This is a genomic window from Pseudomonas sp. MF08831 (assembly GCF_059862645.1).
The window spans coordinates 60,282-79,704 of record NZ_JCBCUX010000019.1 but is presented as its reverse complement, the minus strand read 5'-3'; the positions used below and the strand labels follow the sequence as shown (position 1 = coordinate 79,704).

23 protein-coding genes and 3 pseudogenes are annotated in these 19,423 nt (G+C 60.6%); 14 read left to right on the top strand and 12 right to left on the bottom strand.

The window, feature by feature from the left end:
* Positions 1-137: 137 nt before the first annotated feature.
* Positions 138-848, top strand: a complete 711-nt coding sequence (locus AC19YS_RS29275) for a histidine phosphatase family protein (RefSeq protein WP_500603256.1) — start codon at positions 138-140, stop codon at positions 846-848.
* Between the two features lie 56 nt (positions 849-904).
* Complete coding sequence (locus tag AC19YS_RS29270; RefSeq protein ID WP_016969749.1) at positions 905-1,219, top strand: SCP2 sterol-binding domain-containing protein; 315 nt, start codon at positions 905-907, stop codon at positions 1,217-1,219.
* A 103-nt stretch (positions 1,220-1,322) separates the two neighbouring features.
* Here AC19YS_RS29270 and AC19YS_RS29265 read toward each other — a convergent pair whose 3' ends face one another.
* The 3 genes from AC19YS_RS29265 to AC19YS_RS29255 form a co-directional block, all read right to left on the bottom strand.
* On the bottom strand, positions 1,323-2,486 hold the full coding sequence (locus AC19YS_RS29265; RefSeq protein ID WP_500603255.1) for an alpha/beta hydrolase family protein: 1,164 nt from the start codon (positions 2,484-2,486) through the stop codon (positions 1,323-1,325).
* A 6-nt stretch (positions 2,487-2,492) separates the two neighbouring features.
* Positions 2,493-3,080 (bottom strand): NUDIX domain-containing protein, encoded by a 588-nt coding sequence (locus AC19YS_RS29260; protein ID WP_119735374.1) that lies wholly within the window; start codon positions 3,078-3,080, stop codon positions 2,493-2,495.
* 96 nt (positions 3,081-3,176) lie between these two features.
* Positions 3,177-4,046 carry an SDR family NAD(P)-dependent oxidoreductase gene (locus AC19YS_RS29255; RefSeq protein WP_500603253.1) on the bottom strand — a complete coding sequence of 290 codons (870 nt, stop codon included), beginning with the start codon at positions 4,044-4,046 and terminating at the stop codon, positions 3,177-3,179.
* Between the two features lie 162 nt (positions 4,047-4,208).
* Between AC19YS_RS29255 and AC19YS_RS29250 the strand changes: the two genes are divergently transcribed.
* Positions 4,209-5,135 (top strand): alpha/beta hydrolase, encoded by a 927-nt coding sequence (locus tag AC19YS_RS29250; RefSeq protein ID WP_200625183.1) that lies wholly within the window; start codon positions 4,209-4,211, stop codon positions 5,133-5,135.
* Positions 5,136-5,327: 192 nt separating this feature from the next.
* Here the strand turns inward: AC19YS_RS29250 and AC19YS_RS29245 are convergent.
* Positions 5,328-6,487 (bottom strand): annotated as a pseudogene (locus tag AC19YS_RS29245) (alpha-hydroxy acid oxidase).
* A 121-nt stretch (positions 6,488-6,608) separates the two neighbouring features.
* Between AC19YS_RS29245 and AC19YS_RS29240 the strand changes: the two are divergent.
* Positions 6,609-7,394 (top strand): DeoR/GlpR family DNA-binding transcription regulator, encoded by a 786-nt coding sequence (locus AC19YS_RS29240; protein WP_119735377.1) that lies wholly within the window; start codon positions 6,609-6,611, stop codon positions 7,392-7,394.
* Here AC19YS_RS29240 and AC19YS_RS29235 read toward each other — a convergent pair.
* The 3 genes from AC19YS_RS29235 to AC19YS_RS29225 are packed head-to-tail and all read right to left on the bottom strand — an operon-like array spanning position 7,359 to position 8,730.
* Positions 7,359-8,087, bottom strand: coding sequence for a DUF72 domain-containing protein (locus AC19YS_RS29235; RefSeq protein WP_234452706.1), 729 nt, complete (start codon positions 8,085-8,087; stop codon positions 7,359-7,361). The two genes, AC19YS_RS29240 and AC19YS_RS29235, sit on opposite strands and share 36 nt — an antisense overlap.
* Positions 8,084-8,515, bottom strand: a complete 432-nt coding sequence (locus AC19YS_RS29230; RefSeq protein WP_106580142.1) for a DNA methylase — start codon at positions 8,513-8,515, stop codon at positions 8,084-8,086. The genes AC19YS_RS29235 and AC19YS_RS29230 overlap by 4 nt, the downstream gene beginning before the upstream one ends.
* A 2-nt stretch (positions 8,516-8,517) precedes the next feature.
* The gene (locus tag AC19YS_RS29225; protein ID WP_200625182.1) at positions 8,518-8,730 is read right to left on the bottom strand and encodes a hypothetical protein; all 213 of its coding nucleotides are present in this window, start codon (positions 8,728-8,730) and stop codon (positions 8,518-8,520) included.
* A 202-nt stretch (positions 8,731-8,932) separates the two neighbouring features.
* Between AC19YS_RS29225 and AC19YS_RS29220 the strand changes: the two genes are divergently transcribed.
* Positions 8,933-9,436 carry a DUF4142 domain-containing protein gene (locus AC19YS_RS29220; RefSeq protein ID WP_106580144.1) on the top strand — a complete coding sequence of 168 codons (504 nt, stop codon included), beginning with the start codon at positions 8,933-8,935 and terminating at the stop codon, positions 9,434-9,436.
* Between the two features lie 30 nt (positions 9,437-9,466).
* A complete protein-coding gene (locus AC19YS_RS29215; protein ID WP_106580145.1) occupies positions 9,467-10,027 on the top strand; it encodes a type 1 glutamine amidotransferase domain-containing protein in 561 nt (186 codons plus the stop codon).
* A gap of 60 nt (positions 10,028-10,087) precedes the next feature.
* Here AC19YS_RS29215 and AC19YS_RS29210 read toward each other — a convergent pair whose 3' ends face one another.
* Complete coding sequence (locus AC19YS_RS29210) at positions 10,088-10,294, bottom strand: PLD nuclease N-terminal domain-containing protein (protein WP_106580146.1); 207 nt, start codon at positions 10,292-10,294, stop codon at positions 10,088-10,090.
* A gap of 161 nt (positions 10,295-10,455) precedes the next feature.
* Here AC19YS_RS29210 and AC19YS_RS29205 point away from each other — a divergent pair, with 161 nt between their 5' ends.
* The 4 genes and pseudogenes from AC19YS_RS29205 (at position 10,456) to AC19YS_RS29190 (ending at position 12,316) form a co-directional block, all read left to right on the top strand.
* Positions 10,456-11,013, top strand: a complete 558-nt coding sequence (locus AC19YS_RS29205) for an ATP-dependent Clp protease proteolytic subunit (RefSeq protein WP_119735380.1) — start codon at positions 10,456-10,458, stop codon at positions 11,011-11,013.
* A gap of 189 nt (positions 11,014-11,202) precedes the next feature.
* Complete coding sequence (locus AC19YS_RS29200; RefSeq protein ID WP_106580148.1) at positions 11,203-11,679, top strand: PA2171 family ribosome-binding persister protein; 477 nt, start codon at positions 11,203-11,205, stop codon at positions 11,677-11,679.
* Positions 11,680-11,849: 170 nt separating this feature from the next.
* Positions 11,850-11,960: pseudogene (locus tag AC19YS_RS29195) on the top strand (KGG domain-containing protein); the annotation flags it as partial.
* Positions 11,961-12,019: 59 nt separating this feature from the next.
* Positions 12,020-12,316 carry a hypothetical protein gene (locus AC19YS_RS29190; RefSeq protein ID WP_200625181.1) on the top strand — a complete coding sequence of 99 codons (297 nt, stop codon included), beginning with the start codon at positions 12,020-12,022 and terminating at the stop codon, positions 12,314-12,316.
* Positions 12,317-12,407: 91 nt separating this feature from the next.
* Here AC19YS_RS29190 and AC19YS_RS29185 read toward each other — a convergent pair whose 3' ends face one another.
* Together AC19YS_RS29185 and AC19YS_RS29180 are read right to left on the bottom strand one after the other, a co-directional pair.
* Positions 12,408-12,953 carry a putative natural product biosynthesis protein gene (locus AC19YS_RS29185; protein ID WP_124417128.1) on the bottom strand — a complete coding sequence of 182 codons (546 nt, stop codon included), beginning with the start codon at positions 12,951-12,953 and terminating at the stop codon, positions 12,408-12,410.
* 62 nt (positions 12,954-13,015) lie between these two features.
* Positions 13,016-13,399, bottom strand: a complete 384-nt coding sequence (locus tag AC19YS_RS29180) for a DUF2946 domain-containing protein (protein WP_119735384.1) — start codon at positions 13,397-13,399, stop codon at positions 13,016-13,018.
* Positions 13,400-13,578: 179 nt separating this feature from the next.
* Between AC19YS_RS29180 and AC19YS_RS29175 the strand changes: the two genes are divergently transcribed.
* The 3 genes from AC19YS_RS29175 (at position 13,579) to AC19YS_RS29165 (ending at position 16,704) form a co-directional block, all read left to right on the top strand.
* The gene (locus tag AC19YS_RS29175) at positions 13,579-14,187 is read left to right on the top strand and encodes an SCO family protein (protein WP_500603252.1); all 609 of its coding nucleotides are present in this window, start codon (positions 13,579-13,581) and stop codon (positions 14,185-14,187) included.
* Positions 14,187-14,654, top strand: coding sequence for a copper chaperone PCu(A)C (locus AC19YS_RS29170; RefSeq protein ID WP_106580154.1), 468 nt, complete (start codon positions 14,187-14,189; stop codon positions 14,652-14,654). Before AC19YS_RS29175 ends, AC19YS_RS29170 begins: the two co-directional genes overlap by 1 nt.
* A 427-nt stretch (positions 14,655-15,081) precedes the next feature.
* Positions 15,082-16,704, top strand: coding sequence for an argininosuccinate lyase (locus AC19YS_RS29165; protein WP_500603251.1), 1,623 nt, complete (start codon positions 15,082-15,084; stop codon positions 16,702-16,704).
* A 55-nt stretch (positions 16,705-16,759) separates the two neighbouring features.
* Here the strand turns inward: AC19YS_RS29165 and AC19YS_RS29160 are convergent.
* A pseudogene (locus AC19YS_RS29160) lies at positions 16,760-17,017 on the bottom strand (cation:dicarboxylate symporter family transporter); the annotation flags it as partial.
* A gap of 166 nt (positions 17,018-17,183) precedes the next feature.
* On the opposite strand from AC19YS_RS29160, the gene AC19YS_RS29155 reads away from it, so the two are divergent.
* Entirely contained in the window at positions 17,184-17,702 is a 519-nt protein-coding gene (locus AC19YS_RS29155; RefSeq protein WP_500603250.1) for an HIT family protein, read from the top strand.
* A gap of 1,069 nt (positions 17,703-18,771) precedes the next feature.
* On the opposite strand, the gene AC19YS_RS29150 is transcribed toward AC19YS_RS29155, so the two are convergent.
* Entirely contained in the window at positions 18,772-19,254 is a 483-nt protein-coding gene (locus tag AC19YS_RS29150) for a GNAT family N-acetyltransferase (RefSeq protein ID WP_119735390.1), read from the bottom strand.
* Positions 19,255-19,423 lie beyond the last annotated feature (169 nt).

Sequence of the window (19,423 nt, the reverse complement as noted above, 5' to 3'; positions counted from 1 at the left end):
ACCGCGTTCGAGCCAGTGATCAAACCGCCAGCAAGCGGGCTCTAACGGGCTTTTAAAACAAGCGTATGTTTTTTCATTGACAGCTCTCCGGCATCCTCATAACCTCGCCAGACTTTCAACGTACCGGGAAAACGGACGTGGGCAGCATTTATCTGATTCGACATGGCCAGGCCTCTTTCGGTGCAGACGACTATGACGTCCTGTCGCCCGTCGGCGTGGAACAAGCGCAAGTGCTCGGACGCCATCTGGCAGACCTGGGCCTCACGTTCGATCGCTGTATAGCGGGCGACCTGCGCCGCCAGCAGCACACCGCCACGTCCGTACTCGATCAATATGCATCCCGTGGCCTGCCGGTACCTTCGCTGGACATCGACAGCGCCTTCAACGAATTCGACGCCGACGCGATCATCCGCGCCCTGCTCCCCGACCTGCTGACCACCGAGCCCGAAGCCCTGGAGATCCTGCGCAATGCGGCGCACAACCGCAGCGAATTCCAGCGCATCTTTGCGTTGATCATCGAGCGTTGGCTGGCCGGCACCTATGACCCACCGGGGCTGGAAAGCTGGCTGGGGTTTGTCGAACGCGTACAAGGCGGCCTGCAACGGATTCTCGAAACCGCCCAGAACACTGACAAGATCGCCGTGTTCACCTCCGGCGGCACGATCACCGCCCTGCTTCACTTGATTACCCGCATGCCTGCCGCCCAGGCGTTCGAGCTCAATTGGCAAATTGTTAACACCTCGCTCAACCAACTGAAATTCCGTGGACGCGAGGTGGCGCTGGCTTCCTTCAACAGTCATACCCACTTGCAACTGTTGAAGGCGCCGCAGCTCATCACTTTCCGATGAACTGCGGCCAACCGTGACCCCAAGGTCACTGGACTCTACCCTTAAGGATCGAAACCATGACTGACGTAGCCAAAGCTGTAGAAGCAATGAAAGCCAAATTCAACCCAGCCGCTGCCGACGGCCTGGACCTGGTGTTCGGTTTCCGTATCGACGACACCCAGAACTTCTCGCTGGTGGTCAAGAACAACACCTGCGAACTGCTCGAAGGCGAAAACCCTGACGCCCAGGTCACGCTGGTCACCGACGGCGAAACCATGGAAGGCATCGTCAGCGGCGACACCGATGGCATGCAGGCCTTCATGAGCGGCAAACTGCGCACCGAAGGCGACATGATGCTGGCAATGAAGCTGAGCGAGCTGTTCCCGGCTTGATCACGCTGATTGAGTAGCGCGCTTTACCCCGACAAATCCCGCCACATGGCGGGATTTGTTGTTTGCGGGAGCGGCAAACAGCCGTGACCACCATCCCCACCACTCATCGCCCACAATTGCCCTTGATTGCCTCGCCCGCAAACGCCCGCCGAACAAACCCTATCGAATCATCCAAAGACCCATTCACCGCCCCGGAGTGATCCAGCGCTGGATAGAAATGCCATTCCACCCGATCCCCTGCCTGACAGGCGTCCCGGACCAAGGCTTGTTGCCCCGGCACAAACACATCTTGGTCTTTACCGCCGGTGCCGAGAAACACCGGAATATCGGTTTTCAACGTGGGATAAGCCGCTTCACGCCCCACCCGATCCAACGCTGCCTTGGGCGATCGCTTGAAGCTGTTATTGAAGGTCAACCCGTCAGCCACCACCCGCTGCTCGATGGCATGCAAGCACTCATCCTGACTCGCCCTGAAGGCCGGCAGCGCCCGCTCAGCCAGGTAGTCGGCGGGCACGAACGAAGGGTCCAGCAACGCCACCGTACTGAGGCGCAACAGGTTATAGGCAAACGTCGGCACCACCGAACGGCGTGCGTTTTCAAGTTCTGGGCTGTGGCCCTGGGCGCGCGCAGAGGCATAAGGCGTACCGGTCGCCACCACCCCGACAACCTCCACATCCGGCGCGTAGTCCTTGGCCATTACCGCCGTGGCGAACGCCGCGCGGCCACCCTGGGATTGCCCGAACACCACTGCCCGCTTGGACACGTTGACAGGCGCAGCGCCGACCGCACGGATGCTGTCCAGCACGCCATACGCCAAGGGACGCGTCAGCCCATAAGGGTGCAACCCGGGCGTGCCCAGCCCCTGGTAATCAGTGGCAACAATCGCATAGCCCTGCTCGAGCCAGTCATTGAGATAGCGCGTATCCCGTGGACTGCGCTGATTCAGCGAAGGCGCGCAACGATCAGCACTGCCGACCGTGCCGTGAGCCCATGCCATCAGTGGCCAGCCACCCGCAGGCGCTGGGCCCTTGGGCACGAACAACGCACCGGAGACCGCGACAGGCGTGAGGTTGTCGAGCCCATCGGTGGAGGAATACAGGATCCGCAGGTTCAGCCCGGCCGACGCCAGGCTCTGCTGCGGCGTCAATGCTTCACTGCGCAGCAGTTTGCCGGGCATTGGCGGCACAGGGTCAGCCCAGGTGTAGAACGCGTCAGCGGCGCTGCTACTGCCGGCCGCCAGTACCCATAGCAACGCCCACGCGCGCATCGCGCATCACCACCCTTCTTTCAACATGCGCAATTCCAGGTGCTGCAACAGCATGATGGTTTTGCCATCGACAATCTCACCGCTCTGCACCATCGCCAGCGCCTGTTCAAAGCTCAGCTCCAGCACTTCGATGTCTTCACCCTCGTCGATCAGCCCGCCGCCCTCGCCGACCCGGTCTGCTGCCTGGTACTCGCCAATAAAGAAGTGAATGCGCTCGGTCACCGAACCGGGGCTCATGAACGCCGCGTAGATTTTCTCCACGGAGCCGACGCGGTAGCCGGTTTCCTCTTCGGCTTCGAGGCGAATGCGCTCTTCGGGGGTGGCGTTGTCCAACAGGCCGGCGGCCGCTTCGATCAAGTAGCCGGGGTAATCGTTGACGAACGTGGGCATGCGGAACTGGCGGATCAGCAGCACGGTGCGCTGTGCGCGGTTGTACAGCAGAATCGTTGCACCGTTGCCGCGGTCGTACACCTCACGGGTCTGGGCTTGCCAACTGCCATCCTGGCGGCGCAGGTCGAAGGTGTATTTTTTCAGAAGATACCAATTGTTCGACAGGGTTTCTTCGGCGGTGATGCGAACGGGGCTGTTGTCCATGGTCTGGCCTCTGCTCAAAGGAGCGCGAGCATGTCGCGGCGCCAATGTCAGCGTCAAGCGAATCGCTTGTGCAAACAGGCGCGCGGGGTATCGGGTTCAGGAAGCAGTCACGGCCTGAGCGAGCGGTTGCTTGATGCGCGGCCACGCGGCTGCAACTTCTTCAGCGCTGGCGGCCTTGATCCTTGCCAGATCGCGCGGGTAATCCACCCCAGGGTTCTCAGTGAACCGCGTCGCCGTGAATTGGCCATTGCTGGCCCGCAGGATGTATCCCGTGTCCTGGCAGTGCTGCGAGGCAAGAAACAGCACACCCGGCGTCACCCATTCTGGCTTGAGTTCGTCCGGTTCCCCGGTCACGCCCCACATGCGCGTCTTGGCCACCGGCGAAATCGCATTGACCTTGATGCCGGCTTCGGCGCCTTCATGGCTCAGGGCATTCATGATGCCCAGTTGCGCCATCTTGCCGGCGCTATAGGCTACCAGGCCGGTCTGCTCGTATTGCGCGTACAGGGCGCGGTCGGAGGTGGTCAGGATGATGCGCGGCGCCGATGAGCGCAGCAGGTGTGGCCACGCATGCTTGCACAACCACAGCGGCGCATAGAGGTTGATGTCCATGGCGCGCTGGAGGAACGCGGCATCCAGGTCTTCGATGTTCTGATAACCCACCCATCCGGCGTTGTGGATCAGGATATCGAGTTGACCGAACGCCTCGATAGCGAACCCGATCAGTTGCCGGCACCCCTCGGGCGTAGACAAGTCGCCGCTATGCCCCAGCACCTTGAGACCTTGCGCCTGCAACTGCTGCGCCGCATTGAGCACCACTGAGCCATCGCTGCCGGCGCCGTCACTGTCGGCACCGATATCGCTGATCACTACCCGCGCGCCACGGGTCGCCAACGCCCGTGCATAGCTCAGACCCAACCCGCGTGCGCCACCGGTGACAATGGCGGTTTTGCCTGTGAAATCCATGTGCATACTCTCCTGTTAAGCCCGCCACCCTAACAACCCAGGCAGGCGTTGTTCAATGCTGTAACACTTTGCAAGCAATCCCCATTCACGGCTGTCGAATTAATTCCTGCCCCTTAAAGCCATCTGGTAAAACCCCAGCTTCGCTTTTGTCCTGGAACCTTCATGTCATATCGTTTTTTGTCTCGCCTGGGCCTGCGCTGGTTTCCCTTGCTGTGCATGGCCATCCTGATCATCGGCCTGCCGGTAGGTTGCGCGGTGCTTCAACACAAGGAGCGCGAGCTGGTGTTTCGCATTGAGCCAGGTACCGCCGGCTGGTACACCGGCTTGCCCAAGGCCGTGCAGGAATTCGATATAAAACCCGCCAGTTTCAAATCAGGCCAGAACCTGCATGGCTGGTGGTACCCGGCCGACAAGCAGGATGCTCCGGCGATTCTGTACCTGCACGGCGTGCGCTGGAACCTCACCGGCCAGCTGTTTCGCATTGAACAACTGCACGCACTGGGCTTTTCGGTGCTGGCCATCGACTACCGCGGTTTCGGCCAGAGTCACGGCGACTTGCCTTCGGAAACCAGTGTGTATGAAGACGCCCGCATCGCCTGGGAGCGCTTTCAGGTGCTGCAGCCAGACCCGAGCAAACGCCTGATCTACGGGCACTCGCTGGGTGGCGCGGTGGCCATCGACCTGGCAGCGCAGTTGAGTCAACAGACGCCGGTGCCCGTGCGCGGCCTGGTGATCGAATCCACTTTCACCTCGCTGGGGGACGCGGCCGCGGCCGTGGCCAATACCTCGCTGCCGGTGCGCTGGCTGCTGTCGCAGAAGTTCGACTCCATCGACAAGATTGCCGGCGTGCACATGCCGCTGCTGGTGGTGCACGGCCTGGCCGATCCCTACGTGCCACCGCGTTTCAGCCAACAACTGTTCGACGCCGCTCAAGAGCCCAAACGGTTGCTGCTGGTGCCTGGCGCCACGCATAACAACAGCATGAGCCTGGCCGGGCGCAACTATGGGCAAGCGCTGGAAAAACTGATGCAAGCGCAGATGCCCGCACAGGTGGTGACGCACTCCACAGGTCGCAACGGCGACTCTTGAAAGTACTTTTCGGCACTGGGTCCGCGCTTGGCTGTCAAGCGTAAACCCTGCCCATACTGGCCCGCGCCGCAAGTTGATCAAATATTAACCGAGGGTTAAATCGCCAACCCTGCCGGGCCTTCGCAAAGTTATCCACAGAGATACCCACGGTTTTCGTGGACAACTCTTTTTACTTTTTTACGATCTTTTTGCTCAGCAAACCCCTTCGGGAAAGGTGCCGGGCAGCAAAATATCGCGATTCACATCGCGTATATCGTTATAGCCGCACAGCGCCATCGACACATCCAACTCACGGGCAATGATGTCAAGGGCCTTGGTCACGCCCGCTTGGCCCATGGCGCCCAAACCATACAGGTGCGGTCGACCAATCATGGTGCCTTTGGCGCCCAGTGCCATCGCCTTGAGCACGTCCTGGCCGGAACGAATGCCGCCGTCGAGCCACACTTCAATCTGATTGCCCACCGCCTCGACAATTGCCGGCAGTTGGCTGATGCTCGACGGTGCACCGTCCAGCTGGCGGCCACCGTGGTTACTCACCACCAATGCATCAGCGCCGGAGTCAGCCGCCAGCCGTGCATCCTCGACATCGAGAATGCCCTTGATAATCAGCTTGCCACCCCAGCATTTCTTGATCCATTCCACGTCGTCCCAGCTCAGGCGCGGGTCGAACTGCTGGGCGGTCCACGACGACAGCGAACTCATGTCCGCCACGCCTTTAACGTGGCCGACAATATTGCCGAAACCACGGCGTTTGGTGCCCAGCATGCCCATCACCCAGCGCGGCTTGGTTGCCATGTTGAGGATATTGGGCAGGGTCAGTTTGGGAGGCGCCGACAAGCCGTTGATCAAGTCCTTGTGGCGTTGCCCAAGAATCTGCAGATCCAGGGTCAGCACCAGCGCATCCACACCCGCAGCTTTGGCGCGCTCGATCAATTGCTCGATAAACCCGCGGTCACGCATCACATACAGCTGGAACCAGAATGGCTGGCCGACCTGTTCGGCGATGTCCTCAAGAGAACAGATGCTCATGGTCGACAGCGTGTAGCGCAGGCCAAAAGCGGCGGCGGCGCGGGCAGTCAGGATTTCGCCATCGGCGTGCTGCATGCCCGCAAGCCCCGTGGGCGCCAGCGCGACCGGCATGGCCATGTCCTGGCCGATCATGCTGGCGCGGATCGAACGTTGATCGATGTTGCGCGCCACGCGCTGACGAAATTTGATGCGGGCAAAATCGCTTTCATTCGCCCGATAGGTGCTTTCAGTCCAGGAGCCGGAATCGGCGTAGTCGTAGAACATCCGTGGGACACGTTTTGCGCCAGCTTGCGTAAGTCTTCGATGGTTGTAATCAACGACATCTAGGTCACCTCTCCCTGAACTGAGCCCAGAGAGTAACCGCCGATCAGCCGCGCAACCAGTCATTGCGTTTATATCGGCAGACGCCTAATCTCGCACAAACCCGCATAAAGACGCATAAACATGCAAAACACTCATCAAGCCATTGACCTGCCTTCGTTGCGCAAACAGAAGATCTTGTTGCTGCTGGAGCGCGACGGCAAAGTGACCGCATCCGAATTGGTGGATCACTTTGCCGTGTCCCAGGACACCATCCGCCGCGACCTCGGTGAACTGGCCGCCGCCGGCCTGTTGCAACGCGTGCACGGCGGTGCCCTGCCCCGGCCCAAAGACACCGGCAAAGACTTCTTCACCCGTGTGGGCGAGACCAATGAGGTCAAACGCCACCTTGCGCGCCTGGCCGCCGATCGCGTGGAAGACGGCCAGATCGTGCTGTTCGACTCCGGCTCGACCACGCTGCAAATTGCGCAATCCCTGCCACGCGCGATCCGCCTGACGGTGGTTACGCCGTCGCCGATGATTGCCATCGCCCTGGCCGACCACCCGGATGTGAAAGTGATTGTGGCGGGCGGCCAACTCAACCCTGCCACCTTGTCCACCAGCGGCCACGAAACCGTGCGCCTGATCCAAAGCATCAAGGCCGACCTGCTGTTTACCGGGGTGTGCGCGTTGCATCCGCAGGTGGGCATCAGCTCGTTGCATTTCGACGAAGTGGCGGTCAAGCAAGCGTTGCTCGACAGTGCCTCCCATGTGGTGGCGGTGACCATGGCAGACAAGCTCGGCGCGGTGGAACCCTTTGTGGTGGGCCCGTGCAGCCGCATCCATACGCTGATTACCGAGTGGCACGTACCGAGTGTCGAAGCCTATGAGCAGTTAGGGCTGGAAGTGCTGCGCGTGGAGGTCGAGTAGGTACAAGGCATCGGCGGTGGCATGACCACTGGCGGTGTTGTCGAAGATGCACCAGGTGGGAATACCTGCGGCAACGTAGTGGCTCAGTTGCTGCGAGAATGCCTGCACGCGTTCCGGCCCATACGCGCTGTGATAAATACGCGGCGAGCCGTGCAATCGCCAATACTGCACGCCCTGCCAGCCGATGCCCGCGTCGATGACCGGCGGGTCGGCGACCACACGACCTATATGTAAATCCTGCAATAACGCCTCGGCCTCAAGCCAGCTGGCATGGCGCGGTTCCAGAACCACGGCACCGGCAAAACGTTGGCGTAGCGCCGTGAAAAACGGCGCAGCAATCGCCGCGTCATAGCCCAAAGACGGTGGTAATTGAATCAGCAGGCAGCCCAGCTTTTCACCCAGTCTCAAGCACTGCTCAAGGAATTCATCCAGCGCGGTTTCGCAGCGCTGCAAGCGCAATTCATGGGTGATGCGCTTGGGCACCTTGACCGAAAAACGAAACGCCGGCGGCACCGATTGGGCCCAGCGCTCATAGGTCTTGGGCAGGTGCGGGCGATAAAACGAACTGTTGATTTCCACGGCGTTGAAACGCGACGCGTAACGCTGCAGGTGTGTACCCTCGCTCGCAAACGCCGCCCACTGTTCACGCGGCAAACTCCACCCCGCGCAGCCCACATACAGCGCTGCCGTCAAAACAGCACCTTGGCGGCATCGCGCATGAAAATCTCGATGGTCTTGGGCCCGACTCCCGCAAATTCACCCAAGCGTTTTTCGAAGGCCTCACGGTCTTCGCTGGCGCTGCGAATATGGCTGATCTTGCCGCCATACTCGGCATTCAATTTGGCACTCAGGTCGAGCAAACGCTGCGCCGTGGTTTCGTCATAGCGCACGTAATGCGCGCGCCCAAGCATCGACACCAACTCCCTGGAGGTGCAGTGCTGCAACTTGCGCGCGGTATCGCGACCTTGCTCTTCAACAATCACCTTGTATGCCTGGGCAGCGATCGGCGCCTGAATGCGCTTGCCCATCAGGAAGCTGGCGATAAACCACTTGAACAGGCTGGCGTCGTCTTCAGGCCTTAATTCGATGCCCAACTGCGCAGCCGTAATCGACCTGGCCATGTTCAGTGGCCCAACTTGCGCTCAGCCTTGGCGGCTTGCTCGTTGATGGCGTCCGTTTGACGTTCGATGTCTTTGATCGACGTGGGCGTCAGCACCTTGTCGACACTTTCAGTTTTTGGGTTCGGGCGTTCCAGCGTGTGGCCCTTGTCGGCTTTTTCGGTGCCTTTTTGGGCGTCTTCGGAACTGATCGGGGTTGGGGTTTTATCGGCAGTCACAGTCTGTCTCCAAGCAGTTGAAGGCCCACAAAAAATAGCAGGCGCTTATGCAGCAGAGCCTGTCGAATTTCGATAGTTCAAGGAAATTGGCGTGCATGACCACCGGAGAAAAAACCGCGAATTAATTTAAACCTTTTGCCGAGGCGCCCCCTCAACAGTCAGGTACGGCATCACGCCACTGTCGATTTCAAGGAGATCCACCATGACTACTCTGCTGATGAAACAAATGGGCCTGACCTTTGTGCTGGTTGCAGGCTCGATTTCCACGGCCATGGCCGCAACGTCCAACAGCTTTGTCGACGACGCCGCCCAGGGCGGTATCACCGAGGTGGAAGCCGGCAAGCTGGCCCTGGAAAAAAGCAGCTCGGCCGACGTCAAGACTTTTGCTCAGCACATGGTCACCGACCACACCAAAGCCAATCAGGAACTGACGGCATTGGCGAAAAAGCTGGATATCGAAGTCCCCGATGACGCCGCCCTGACCGACAAGGCCAAAAAAGCCATTCTCGAAATGCGCGACGAGTCGTTCGACAAGGCCTACGCCAACAACCAGGTCGCCGCTCACGAAAAAACCGTCGAATTGTTCCAGAAAGAAGCCGCCTCCTCGGACAACGCCGAGCTGAAGGCCTTCGCCGCCAAGACCCTGCCGACCCTTGAAGCCCACCTGAAAATGGCCAAGGAGCTGCAAGCCAAACACGACCACTAAAACCATCCCTGACCCAGGAGACACTCGACCATGAGTTCGCAACTCAACGGCAAGAAAATCCTCATCATCACCTCCAATACCGGTATCGAACGCGATGAGCTGGTCAAGCCACTGGAAGCGCTGCGCGGCTATGGCGCCACGGTGACTCACGCGTCCAGCAAAGGCGGCACCACTCAGACCTTCGTCGGTGACACCGAGAAGGACAAGACCGTGGAATCCGACGTGCAATTGTCGCAGGTTACAAGCAGCGACTTTGACGCCCTGGTTATCCCGGGCGGCACCGTCAACGCTGACACCTTGCGCCAGGATGCCGCCGCGCTGCGCCTGATCAATGACTTCGTCAAGGCCGGCAAAACCATCGCGGCGATCTGCCACGGGCCATGGACGCTGATCGATGCTGGCGTGATCAAGGGCAAAACCCTGACCTCGTACAAAAGCGTGCGGATCGACCTTGAAAACGCTGGAGCCGCCGGTTGGGTGGATGCCCAGGTCAAGGAATGCAAGGCCAATGGCTGGACCCTGATCACCTCGCGTACCCCGGATGACTTGCCGGCGTTCAACGAAGCGATTGCTAAAGCTGTTGCGGGCTAAACCACCCGCTTGAACGTAAACAGGCGCCCAATGGGCGCCTGTTTGCGGTCTTCAATGGACTCAGCTTTTACGCTGCTCGGCCATTTCACGTTTTGGCCCGAACAAGGCCCAGACAATCAGCCCGAACAGCGGTACGAAAATCAGAATGATCAACCACAGCCCCTTGGTCTCCCAGCCACCGGTGCTGCGTAGTACGACGTTGATCGCCCATAGTTCCAAGATCAGCAGAATCACGGCCAGAATGATCCAGATAGTTTCCAATTGCATAGCTCACCTCCTGAGGTCTATGCATTAGGTCAAGCAGATGGCCTGAGGGTTCCATTCGATTTTCAGCAAGGGCTCACGCCCAACGGTTGCAGCTAATCCTGCGTGACCTTCTAGACTCAAGACTGAATCACCTCGCCTGCACTGATTTAAGGAGGTTCAGGATGACCGAGCACGTTATCCACTTTCATTGCCAGATCGACCAGAGCACCACCGAGCGCTTTCGCGACTGTTGCCTGGACGCTATCGGCGAAGGCGCCAGTTCCCTGCTGCTGAACCTGTCGACCACCGGTGGCAGCACCAATTTCGGCTTTACCCTCTACACCTTCCTCAAGGCGTTGCCGGTGCCCTTGTGCGCGATCAACGCGGGCAACATAGAGTCCATGGGCATCATCATGTTCCTGGCGGCGAACCGACGCATCACCACGCCACACTCTCGATTCTTGATCCATCCGATGAACTGGTATTTCAGCCAGAGTTCAGTCGATCACCAGCGTCTGCGGGAATACCTGTCGAGCCTGGATAACGACCTGGCGCGCTATGTGAAAATCTATGAGTTGGAGACCACTCGAGCCGAGACCCAGCTGGACATTTTTAAGTGCCTGTCGGCTGAGGAAAAAGTCATCGCTGCGCATGAATCGCTGGCCTATGGCATCGCCCACGAGGTGCAACAGGTGGTGTTCGCCGAAGACATCAAGCATTGGAAGGTCAGCGGCGCATAGAGGCGGCGTATTGCAATCTGCCGCCTGCCCAACCATGCAAGCTGCACGAATTCGTTGCCTTGCATATCTTCTTATCTCATTGATTAATATAGATTTATTAAATTTATTCAAGTTGGTACAACTGATGCAACCTCCAGGGCACGAGGCGTGCACTTCGACATGCCCGAATGCTATCCGTGAGGTTTCACCATGAATGCAATCGACCTTCTCAAGGCTGACCACGAACGCGTCAAAGCGCTGCTGACCCAGCTGAGCGAGTCCACCGAGCGTGGCGTCAAGAAACGCACTGAATTGCTGGCCAAACTCGAGATGGAAATCAGCCTGCACACCCGACTCGAGGAAGAGATCCTTTACCCGGCCTTCCGCAAGGCTGGCGGTAAAGAGCAGGACATCATGTACCACGAAGCCAAGGAAGAGCACCGCACCGTCGATGCCCTGGTGCTGCCCGACCTGAAACAGACCGAGCCGTCCACCACTGAGTTTTCCGGGCGCGTCAAAGTGGTCAAGGAACTGTTGGAGCACCACATCGAAGAAGAGGAATCCGAGATGTTCCCGCAGGCCAAGAAGCTGTTGGGCAAGACCGTGCTCGAAGCCCTTGGCGCAGAAATGGAAGCGATGAAAGCTGCGCACAAGAAAGCCCAGGGCGCCAAGCCGATCGCCGCCTGATGCCCGTTCGTCGCATGACCACGAACTATTTCAAACTTTGATTTCGATTACGCATTCCCAATTAGGCGACACCGTTGATTCATTCATTGAAGAGGGATTTTGAAATGGCTACCAGCGGAAAAACCACGACAGGTGCAGGCGGTAAAGCCAAGCCAGACACGGCCAAGAAAAGTGGCGGTCAAGGCTCCGGCGGCAATTTTGCCAACGACCGTGAAAAAGCTTCTGAAGCCGGCAAGAAAGGCGGAGCCCACAGCTCCGGCGGCGGCGCCAAGAAGTCTTGATTGAAGCACCACCGGGGCCCGGGTTTCCCGGGCTTCGGCCCACGCAAGGGGATTGAGTCATGAAGACCAGTATTTCCCACAGGATGTTGGTCGTCGTCGGCGTCTCAGCGCTGCTGGCAAGCCCTGCTTTCGCCGCCTTTGGCGATGCCGTCGCCCCCGCCGCGAATTCACTGAGCGGTAACAGCGCAGCAGGTTCTGCTCTGCCGCCAGGCACCTATCCGAGCAGCCCTTCCGACAGCGACAAAAAAACTGAAACGCCACCCAAAGAGAAGGCCTCGACGAGCGGGACTTCACACAAGCAACCCGACGCGAAAAAAACCCAGAAAAAGACGCCGCGCAGCGGCAGCAGCAACTAGCCACTCACAAGGGCCAGGTGAAACGCCTCGCCACCTACCTTGCTGCCGAGGCCACGGCGTGGCCTGGGACCCGCCGCGACCTCCCAGGGACTCAGGGCACCGGCAACCAACCGCTGAAATCACCCTGACGGTTCAACGGGCACCAGCCAAAGTCATCCAGCGGCGCTGGCAATGGCTGATGTTCGACGCCTTCCAACCCACTGCCCTTCCAATCGAAAATCCTCGCCCCTCGCCACCCCAGAACCACGCCCTGCGCCTGGCTTTGATCGGTAGTGATCCAGCGCGCCGCCGCGGCCGCCATGAAAGCCTCGATGGGCTCCTCGTCAATCTGTGATCGATACCCCGAGGCGAGCAGCCAGCGGCAGACGTTGAGGTGGTACGTCCAATCCAGCGGTGGCTGGTTGTGATAGGCCCAGGTCATGAAACTGCGAAACAGGTTCAACCCTTCCGGAGGATCCAGCTTGAGCAAGGCCGGGCAGATGTCGAACAAGGTGTGCCAATACGGCAATAAACGCGCATCCAGGTGCACGAAGCAGCGCGAATTGCTCGGGTAATCAGGCAGCGTCGGTTCGGCGCGCATACGCCGAGATGCCTTGCTGACCAGGCGACTGGCGCCTGCAGGCAATACAGAAATCATCAAATACACTCACAGTCGTGACGATAGAACGCCTCCTGAACACAGGAGACCCAAGGCACACGTCAGAATGCGGGGGAAGCGCGAGGGTTGGCCGAGGGCCAGGAATAACGCGGCGGCGCCTTGTTGCGCCGCTCATGGGCAGGACGTGGGGCGTGTCCGAGCCCCAACAGCCAGGCCAGCCCGATGAGGAACACGATGGCCACGGTCACGGCAGCGCATACCGGGCAGGCAAAGTAGTTCGAGATGTTGCCAGAAGACGGGTTACCCAACCCTTTGTCGGAAAGTGGCGCCTGGCTGCCGTCCACCGAGCAGAACGCACCGCCAATGCCGTTGAGCTGCTCGCCAAGCATCTGCCCATGGCCCAAACCGCAGACGAACAGGTTCATCAGCACGCAGAAGTACAGGGCCCAGGCGATCAGCGAACGGTCGGGGTGGCTCAATTTCATGGCGGCGACTCTACCACTGAAGCGCCAAAGGGATGAAGCACGGCGCGCCCTGTGGCAGAACGTCGCAGATTACGTGGGCTGGCCTGGGTTGGTAGACTGTGCGCCCGCATCATTACTCCTTTTCAAAGCCTGCTATGCCGTTGCAGAGTCATCCAGGCGCTTCACAGGATGCACAGTTGATGAGTACGTTATTCACCCGCCGCAAAGTGCTGACCGGTATGGGCCTGTTGGGCCTGGGCAGCTTGCTGGGCGGCTGTGATTACAGCCCCAAGCTGAACTTCAAGTACGGCAAGGACCTCAGTGACAAGATCATGGGCCGCACCTTCAAGCTCAAGAACACCGACGGTGAAACCGTCACCCTGAGCTCGTTCCGTGGCCTGATGCCGGTGGTGTTCTTCGGCTTTACCCAGTGCCCCGCCGTGTGCCCGACCACTCTGGCCCGCGCCGCCCAGGCCAAAAAGCTGATGGGCCGCGACGGCGAGATCATGCAAGTGGTGTTCATCACCCTCGACCCCGAGCGCGACACCCAGGCGATTCTCGACAAGTACGTCAAGGCCTTCGACCCAAGCTTTGAAGCGCTCTACGGCACCCCGGAAGAAATCGCCGTGGCCGCCAAGGAGTTCGGGATCTTTTATGAAAAGATCCCCGCCGGCGACACCTACACCCTGTCGCACACGGCCACCAGTTTCGTCTTCGACACCCGCGGCAACCTGCGCCTGGGCCTGTCGGCATCCCTTACCGCTAAAGAGTGCGCAGAAGACCTGCTCACCGTCATGGAGGTCTGCTAATGACTGCTGTTCAACACCTCAAGCGCACCCTGATCGGCCTGTCCCTGCTGGGCCTTGCGGCGCACGCCAGTGCCCAGGTGCTGGTGACCGACGCGTGGGTTCGCGCCTCTGTGCCGGGCCAGCCGTCCAGCGGCGCGTTCATGACCGTCACCGCCGACAGCGACAGCAAACTGCTCAGCGTGGCGTCGCCGGTGGCCAAGGACGTGCAGATCCATGAGATGAGCATGAAGGACGACGTGATGCGCATGGGCCCGGTGGACTCGGTCGCCCTGCCTGCGGGCAAAGCGGTCAAGCTCGACCCCAATGGTTACCACGTGATGCTGATGGGCCTGACCGGGCAAATCAAGGAAGGCGACCAAGTGCCGCTGACGCTGACGGTGGAGAACGCCAAAGGCGAGAAACAGTCGATTGAAGTCAAAGCGCCAGCCCGTGGGCTGGACGGTATGGACCACAGCACGATGCACTAAGCCACCTCGTGGCGAGCCGCGCCTCTTGCAACGAGCCGGCTTGGCGTGGCAAGCGGCTTGTGGTGGATGGCGGACTTAGCGTGGCGAGCGGGCTTGCCCCGCGTTGGGCTGCGCAGCGGCCCCAGTCAATCCACCGCAATCCATCAGCAATAACGCGGCGCCTGGTTTCAGGGCCGCTTCGCGCCCCAACGCGGGGCAAGCCCGCTCGCCACAACAGGCCCGTTCGCCACCCCAAAGCCGCTCGCCACGATAAGCTAGCCCAACACAACAAGCCCTTCCCAGCCCACGCCAACGCCATATCCAAAAGCTCTGCCCTCAACACTTTCTATATATTTTCAATCTACAAACAGACCCGATAGCCTGATGTTGACGCGCGCGCCTTACCGCGTTCGACGGCTCATCATTCCAACAATAATCGGGTACCTCTGTGAACACATCTCCCCGCGCCCTCAAAAGTCTGCTTCACCTGGCTGTGGCCTTCGCCCTGTTCCACAGCGTCGGCGCCCAGGCGGCCAACACCGGCGAACTGCCCTGCGCCACCACCGAACAATGCGCGGCCCAGGCGGCCAAAGTCGGTGCCACGCCCGACAGCGCGCAAACCGGGCACAACGCCAAGGGCGACCCGACCCAGACTCAATTCGCCTGGCTGAACCGCATCAACAAAGCCTCGGTCGTAATGCTCACCGAAGAAGGCATCGTGGCGCCGGCCATGGGCCAGAAGATCGCCGGTGGCGTGCGTTACGCCATTGCCCAGGCCGACCAGCCCGGCGGCAAGCGCCCCAGCGATGTGCTGCAGTTGGAAAAAATCATGACCGACAAGATCGGCCCTGAAGCCTCATTGATTCACTCCGGCCGTAGCCGCCAGGACATGCTCGCCACCTACCGCCTGGCCGCCCTGCGCAGCCAGGTGCTGGCCTACAGCGAGGCACTGAACGCCACCCGCCTGCGCCTGCTCGACATTGCCGACAAGAACGTCGACACCCTGGTGCCCGCCTACACCAACGGCGTGCAGGCCATGCCCATCAGTTACGCGCATTACCTGCTGGCGTTTGAAGCCGCCTTCGACCGCGATGGCCAGCGCATCCGCGAGCTGTACGCCCGCTTGAACCAGAGCCCGATGGGCACTGCGGTGCTGGCAAACTCGGCTTACCCGCTGAACCGCGAGCGCCTGGCTGAACTGCTGGGCTTTGATGGGGTGCGCGAGAACTCGCTGGATTCGAGCCAGGTCTCGACCTACGACATCCCCATCGAGGCGGCCAACCTGGCGTCATCCTCGGCAATTCGCGTGGGCGCGATGATTGGCGACATTCACACCCAGTACCACCAGATCCGCCCGTGGTTGTTGCTCGATGAAGAAGCCACCTACACCAGCAGCGCCATGCCGCAAAAACGCAACCCGGGCTTGCTGATGCGTGCACGTGAAAGCGCCTCGGACGTGGTCGGCCTGGCCCAGGCCGTGACGCTGCGCGCGCACAACGTCACCACGGGCATGACCGATTACAAGTTTGCCTTCGACTCGCTCGGCGTGTTCCGCTCGACCACCGAAATGTTCGAGGCCATGGACGCGGTACTCGACGCCCTGCAGATCAACCCGCAGCGCGCGCTGGAAGAGCTCGAATCGGAATGGACCACCTCGATGGAGCTGGCCGACACCCTGGAGCGCCAATACAAGGTGCCGTTCCGCATCGGTCACAGCTTTGCCTCGTTGATCGTCACCCAAGCGCGCAGCAACGGCACCACGCCGAAGACCTTCGCGTACGCCGATGCGCAGAAGCTGTATAGGCAGGCGGCGGACACGTACAAGTGGACACCCAACACCTTGCCGCTGGATGAAGCGGGCTTGCGAGCCGCGCTGTCGCCGACCGCCATGGTGCAGACGCGCAAAGGCACCGGCGGCCCGCAACCGCAGGAGGTCAAGCGCATGCTGGTGGAGGCGCGCAAGACGTTGGAGGGGGATCAGCAGTGGCTCAAGGAGCGACGTGAGAAGCTCAAAGGCGCCGAAGAAAACCTCGACACGGCGTTCGACAAACTGGCCAACACCAACGGTTGAAGCGCATTCCAAAGGTGAGAGCGGGCTTGCTCGCTTCCACCTTTTTGCGCCGGGTTCAGTCTGAAATCGCCATTTGCCGGCGCAACGTCTCAGGATCTATCGACTTCTGCCACCGGCATATCGCCAGGCATGCCACACAGTTGCCCAGCACATTGGTCAGCGAGCGGCATTTCATCAACCGCTCCACTCCCAGCAATAATCCCACCGCTTCCAGCGGCACCCATTGCAGGATGTTCAAGGTGGCGATCAAGGTGAACAGCGCCGAACCTGCCACGCTGGTCGAACTTAACGAGGTGATCAGGCACACCAGCAGGCAAACGGGACGGCGGTCAGTTCCATGGTGGGCTCGGTCATTATTTAACGTGGCTCGACCCTATCCGCCCGCCACGCGCAGCGGTAGACACAGATCACCGGCTTTTGTGGGATACAGGAGCTCGCGCTTGTTATCCTGCCCGCCCGGCTCTCATGGACGCGTGCTTATGCCGATCGACCCCGCTTTCATCCTTCACGAAACCGAGCACTGGCGGCTCAATCATCACCTGGCGTCAAAGCTGCCGGGCTACCTGATGCTGGGTGCCAAGTCGCCAGTCGACTCGCTCGCCGACATGCCGGAAGCCGCGCTGGCTGAGCTGGGGGGCTTGCTGGCTAAAACCCAACGGGTGATCGAGGCGCAACTGCAGCCCAAATGGCTGTACATCAGCCGTTATGGGCACATGCCCGGCTTCCCGCTGCACTTTCACTTCATCCCGGTGTACGACTGGGTCGAGCAGGCGTTTTGGCAGGACCCGCGATACCGCGTGCTGCAACGTTTTGGCACCCAGGAGCCAGCGCAGACGCTGACCGACGGGGCCGAGTTGACGCTGTTTGTGTGGCGCGAGTTCGGCGAAAGCCCAACGCCGCCGGCGGTTCAGGGGGACTCGGTCAAACAGGTTATCGAGCGACTGCGCACGGCCCTTCAAGCCCGCCCCCAATCCCCTGTGGGAGCTGTCGAGCTTTAGCGAGGCTGCGAAGGCGGCGGCACTGCCGAAATAATTGTTGCCTGAACCACCGCTTTCGCAGCCTCGCCGCGGCTCGACAGCTCCCACAGGGATCGCGTCTATGCCCAGACGTAGCCGAGGCTTCGGTTGATCCCCTGCGCACGGCCCTTCAAGCCCTCCCCCGATCCCCTGTGGGAGCTGTCGAGCTTTAGCGAGGCTGCGAAGGCGGCGGCACTGCCGAAATAATTGTTGCCTGAACCACCGCTTTCGCAGCCTCGCCGGGGCTCGACAGCTCCCACACGGACCGCGTCCATGCCCAGACGTTTCCGAGCTTTCGGTTGATCAGCGGCGCACGGCCCTTCAAGCCCCGCCCGCGATCCCCTGTGGGAGCTGTCGAGTTTTAGCGAGGCTGCGAAGGCGGCGGCACTGCCGAAATAATTGTTGCCTGAACCACCGCTTTCGCAGCCTCGCCGGGGCTCGACAGCTCCCACAGGGACCGCGCCCATGCCCAGACGCCGGCGAGCCTTCGGTTGATCCCCTGCGCACGCCCCTTCAAGCCCCGCCCGCGATCCCCTGTGGGAGCTGTCGAGCTTTAGCGAGGCTGCGAAGGCGGCGGCACTGCCGGAACAACGGTCGCCTGAACCACCGCTTTCGCAGCCTCGCCGGGGCTCGACAGCTCCCACAGGGATCGCGCCCATGACCAGACGCCGCCGAGGCTTCGGTTGATCCCCTGCGCACGCCCCCTTCAAGCCCGCCCCCGATCCCCTGTGGGAGCTGTCGAGCTTTAGCGAGGCTGCGAAGGCGGCGGCATTGCTGAAATAATTGCTGCCTGAACCACCGTTTTCGCAGCCTCGCCGGGGCTCGACAGCTCCCACAAGGACCGCGTCTATGCCCAGACGCCGCCGAGGCTTCGGTTGATCCCCTGCGCACGCCCCTTCAAGCCCGCCCGCGATCCCCTGTGGGCGCTGTCGAGCTTTAGCGAGGCTGCGAAGGCGGCGGCACTGCCGAAATAATTGTCGCTTGAACCACCGCTTTCGCAGCCTCGCCGGGGCTCGACAGCTCCCACAGCGATCATTGGTGTTAGCCGGAGCTAGTTCGCGTCCTCGGCAACCAGTCGCTTGGTCATCGGTATACACGCCAGTGTCAGCCCCGACGGCGAGTGATACACCGCTTGTTTGTCGCCCGCATAACCGCACGCTCTGTAGAAGCTCGCCGCGTTGAGCGTCGAATCCAGCACGACGTGCTCAATGGCCAGTGCCCGTGCGAGGTTTTCCAAGTGATCAAGCATTGCCTTGCCATACCCGCGTCCGGCAAATTCAGGGAGCACAAACAGCGCGCCCACTTCGTGGTTATCCGGGTCGAGCATCCCGGTGACCACGGGCTCGCCATTCACCCAGCCCAGGTAAAACGGCTTGTCCATCAGCGCGCTGTAGCCGTCTTCGGCGCGGCCGCGGGTCCACAGCAGCATCTGTTCGCGGCTGTAGGCGCCGATGCATTGGCTACGGATGGCCAACAGGCGAATGTCGAACGCCGCTCGGGCGTCCGCTTGGGTGGCGCGTTTAATCTGCAGCATGCTTCTCTCCGTCCATGACCTCAACGTGCCATTAGTACACTTGTGCTAATCGACCCTTTTGCCCGGCGGCGCTATATTCCACAGCACTTCCAACGCTCCCCCCGGCACCGCACGCCTGTTGCGCGAGGGTGCCTTGCGCGCTGGAAAAACCCTGACAATCCCAAGGAAG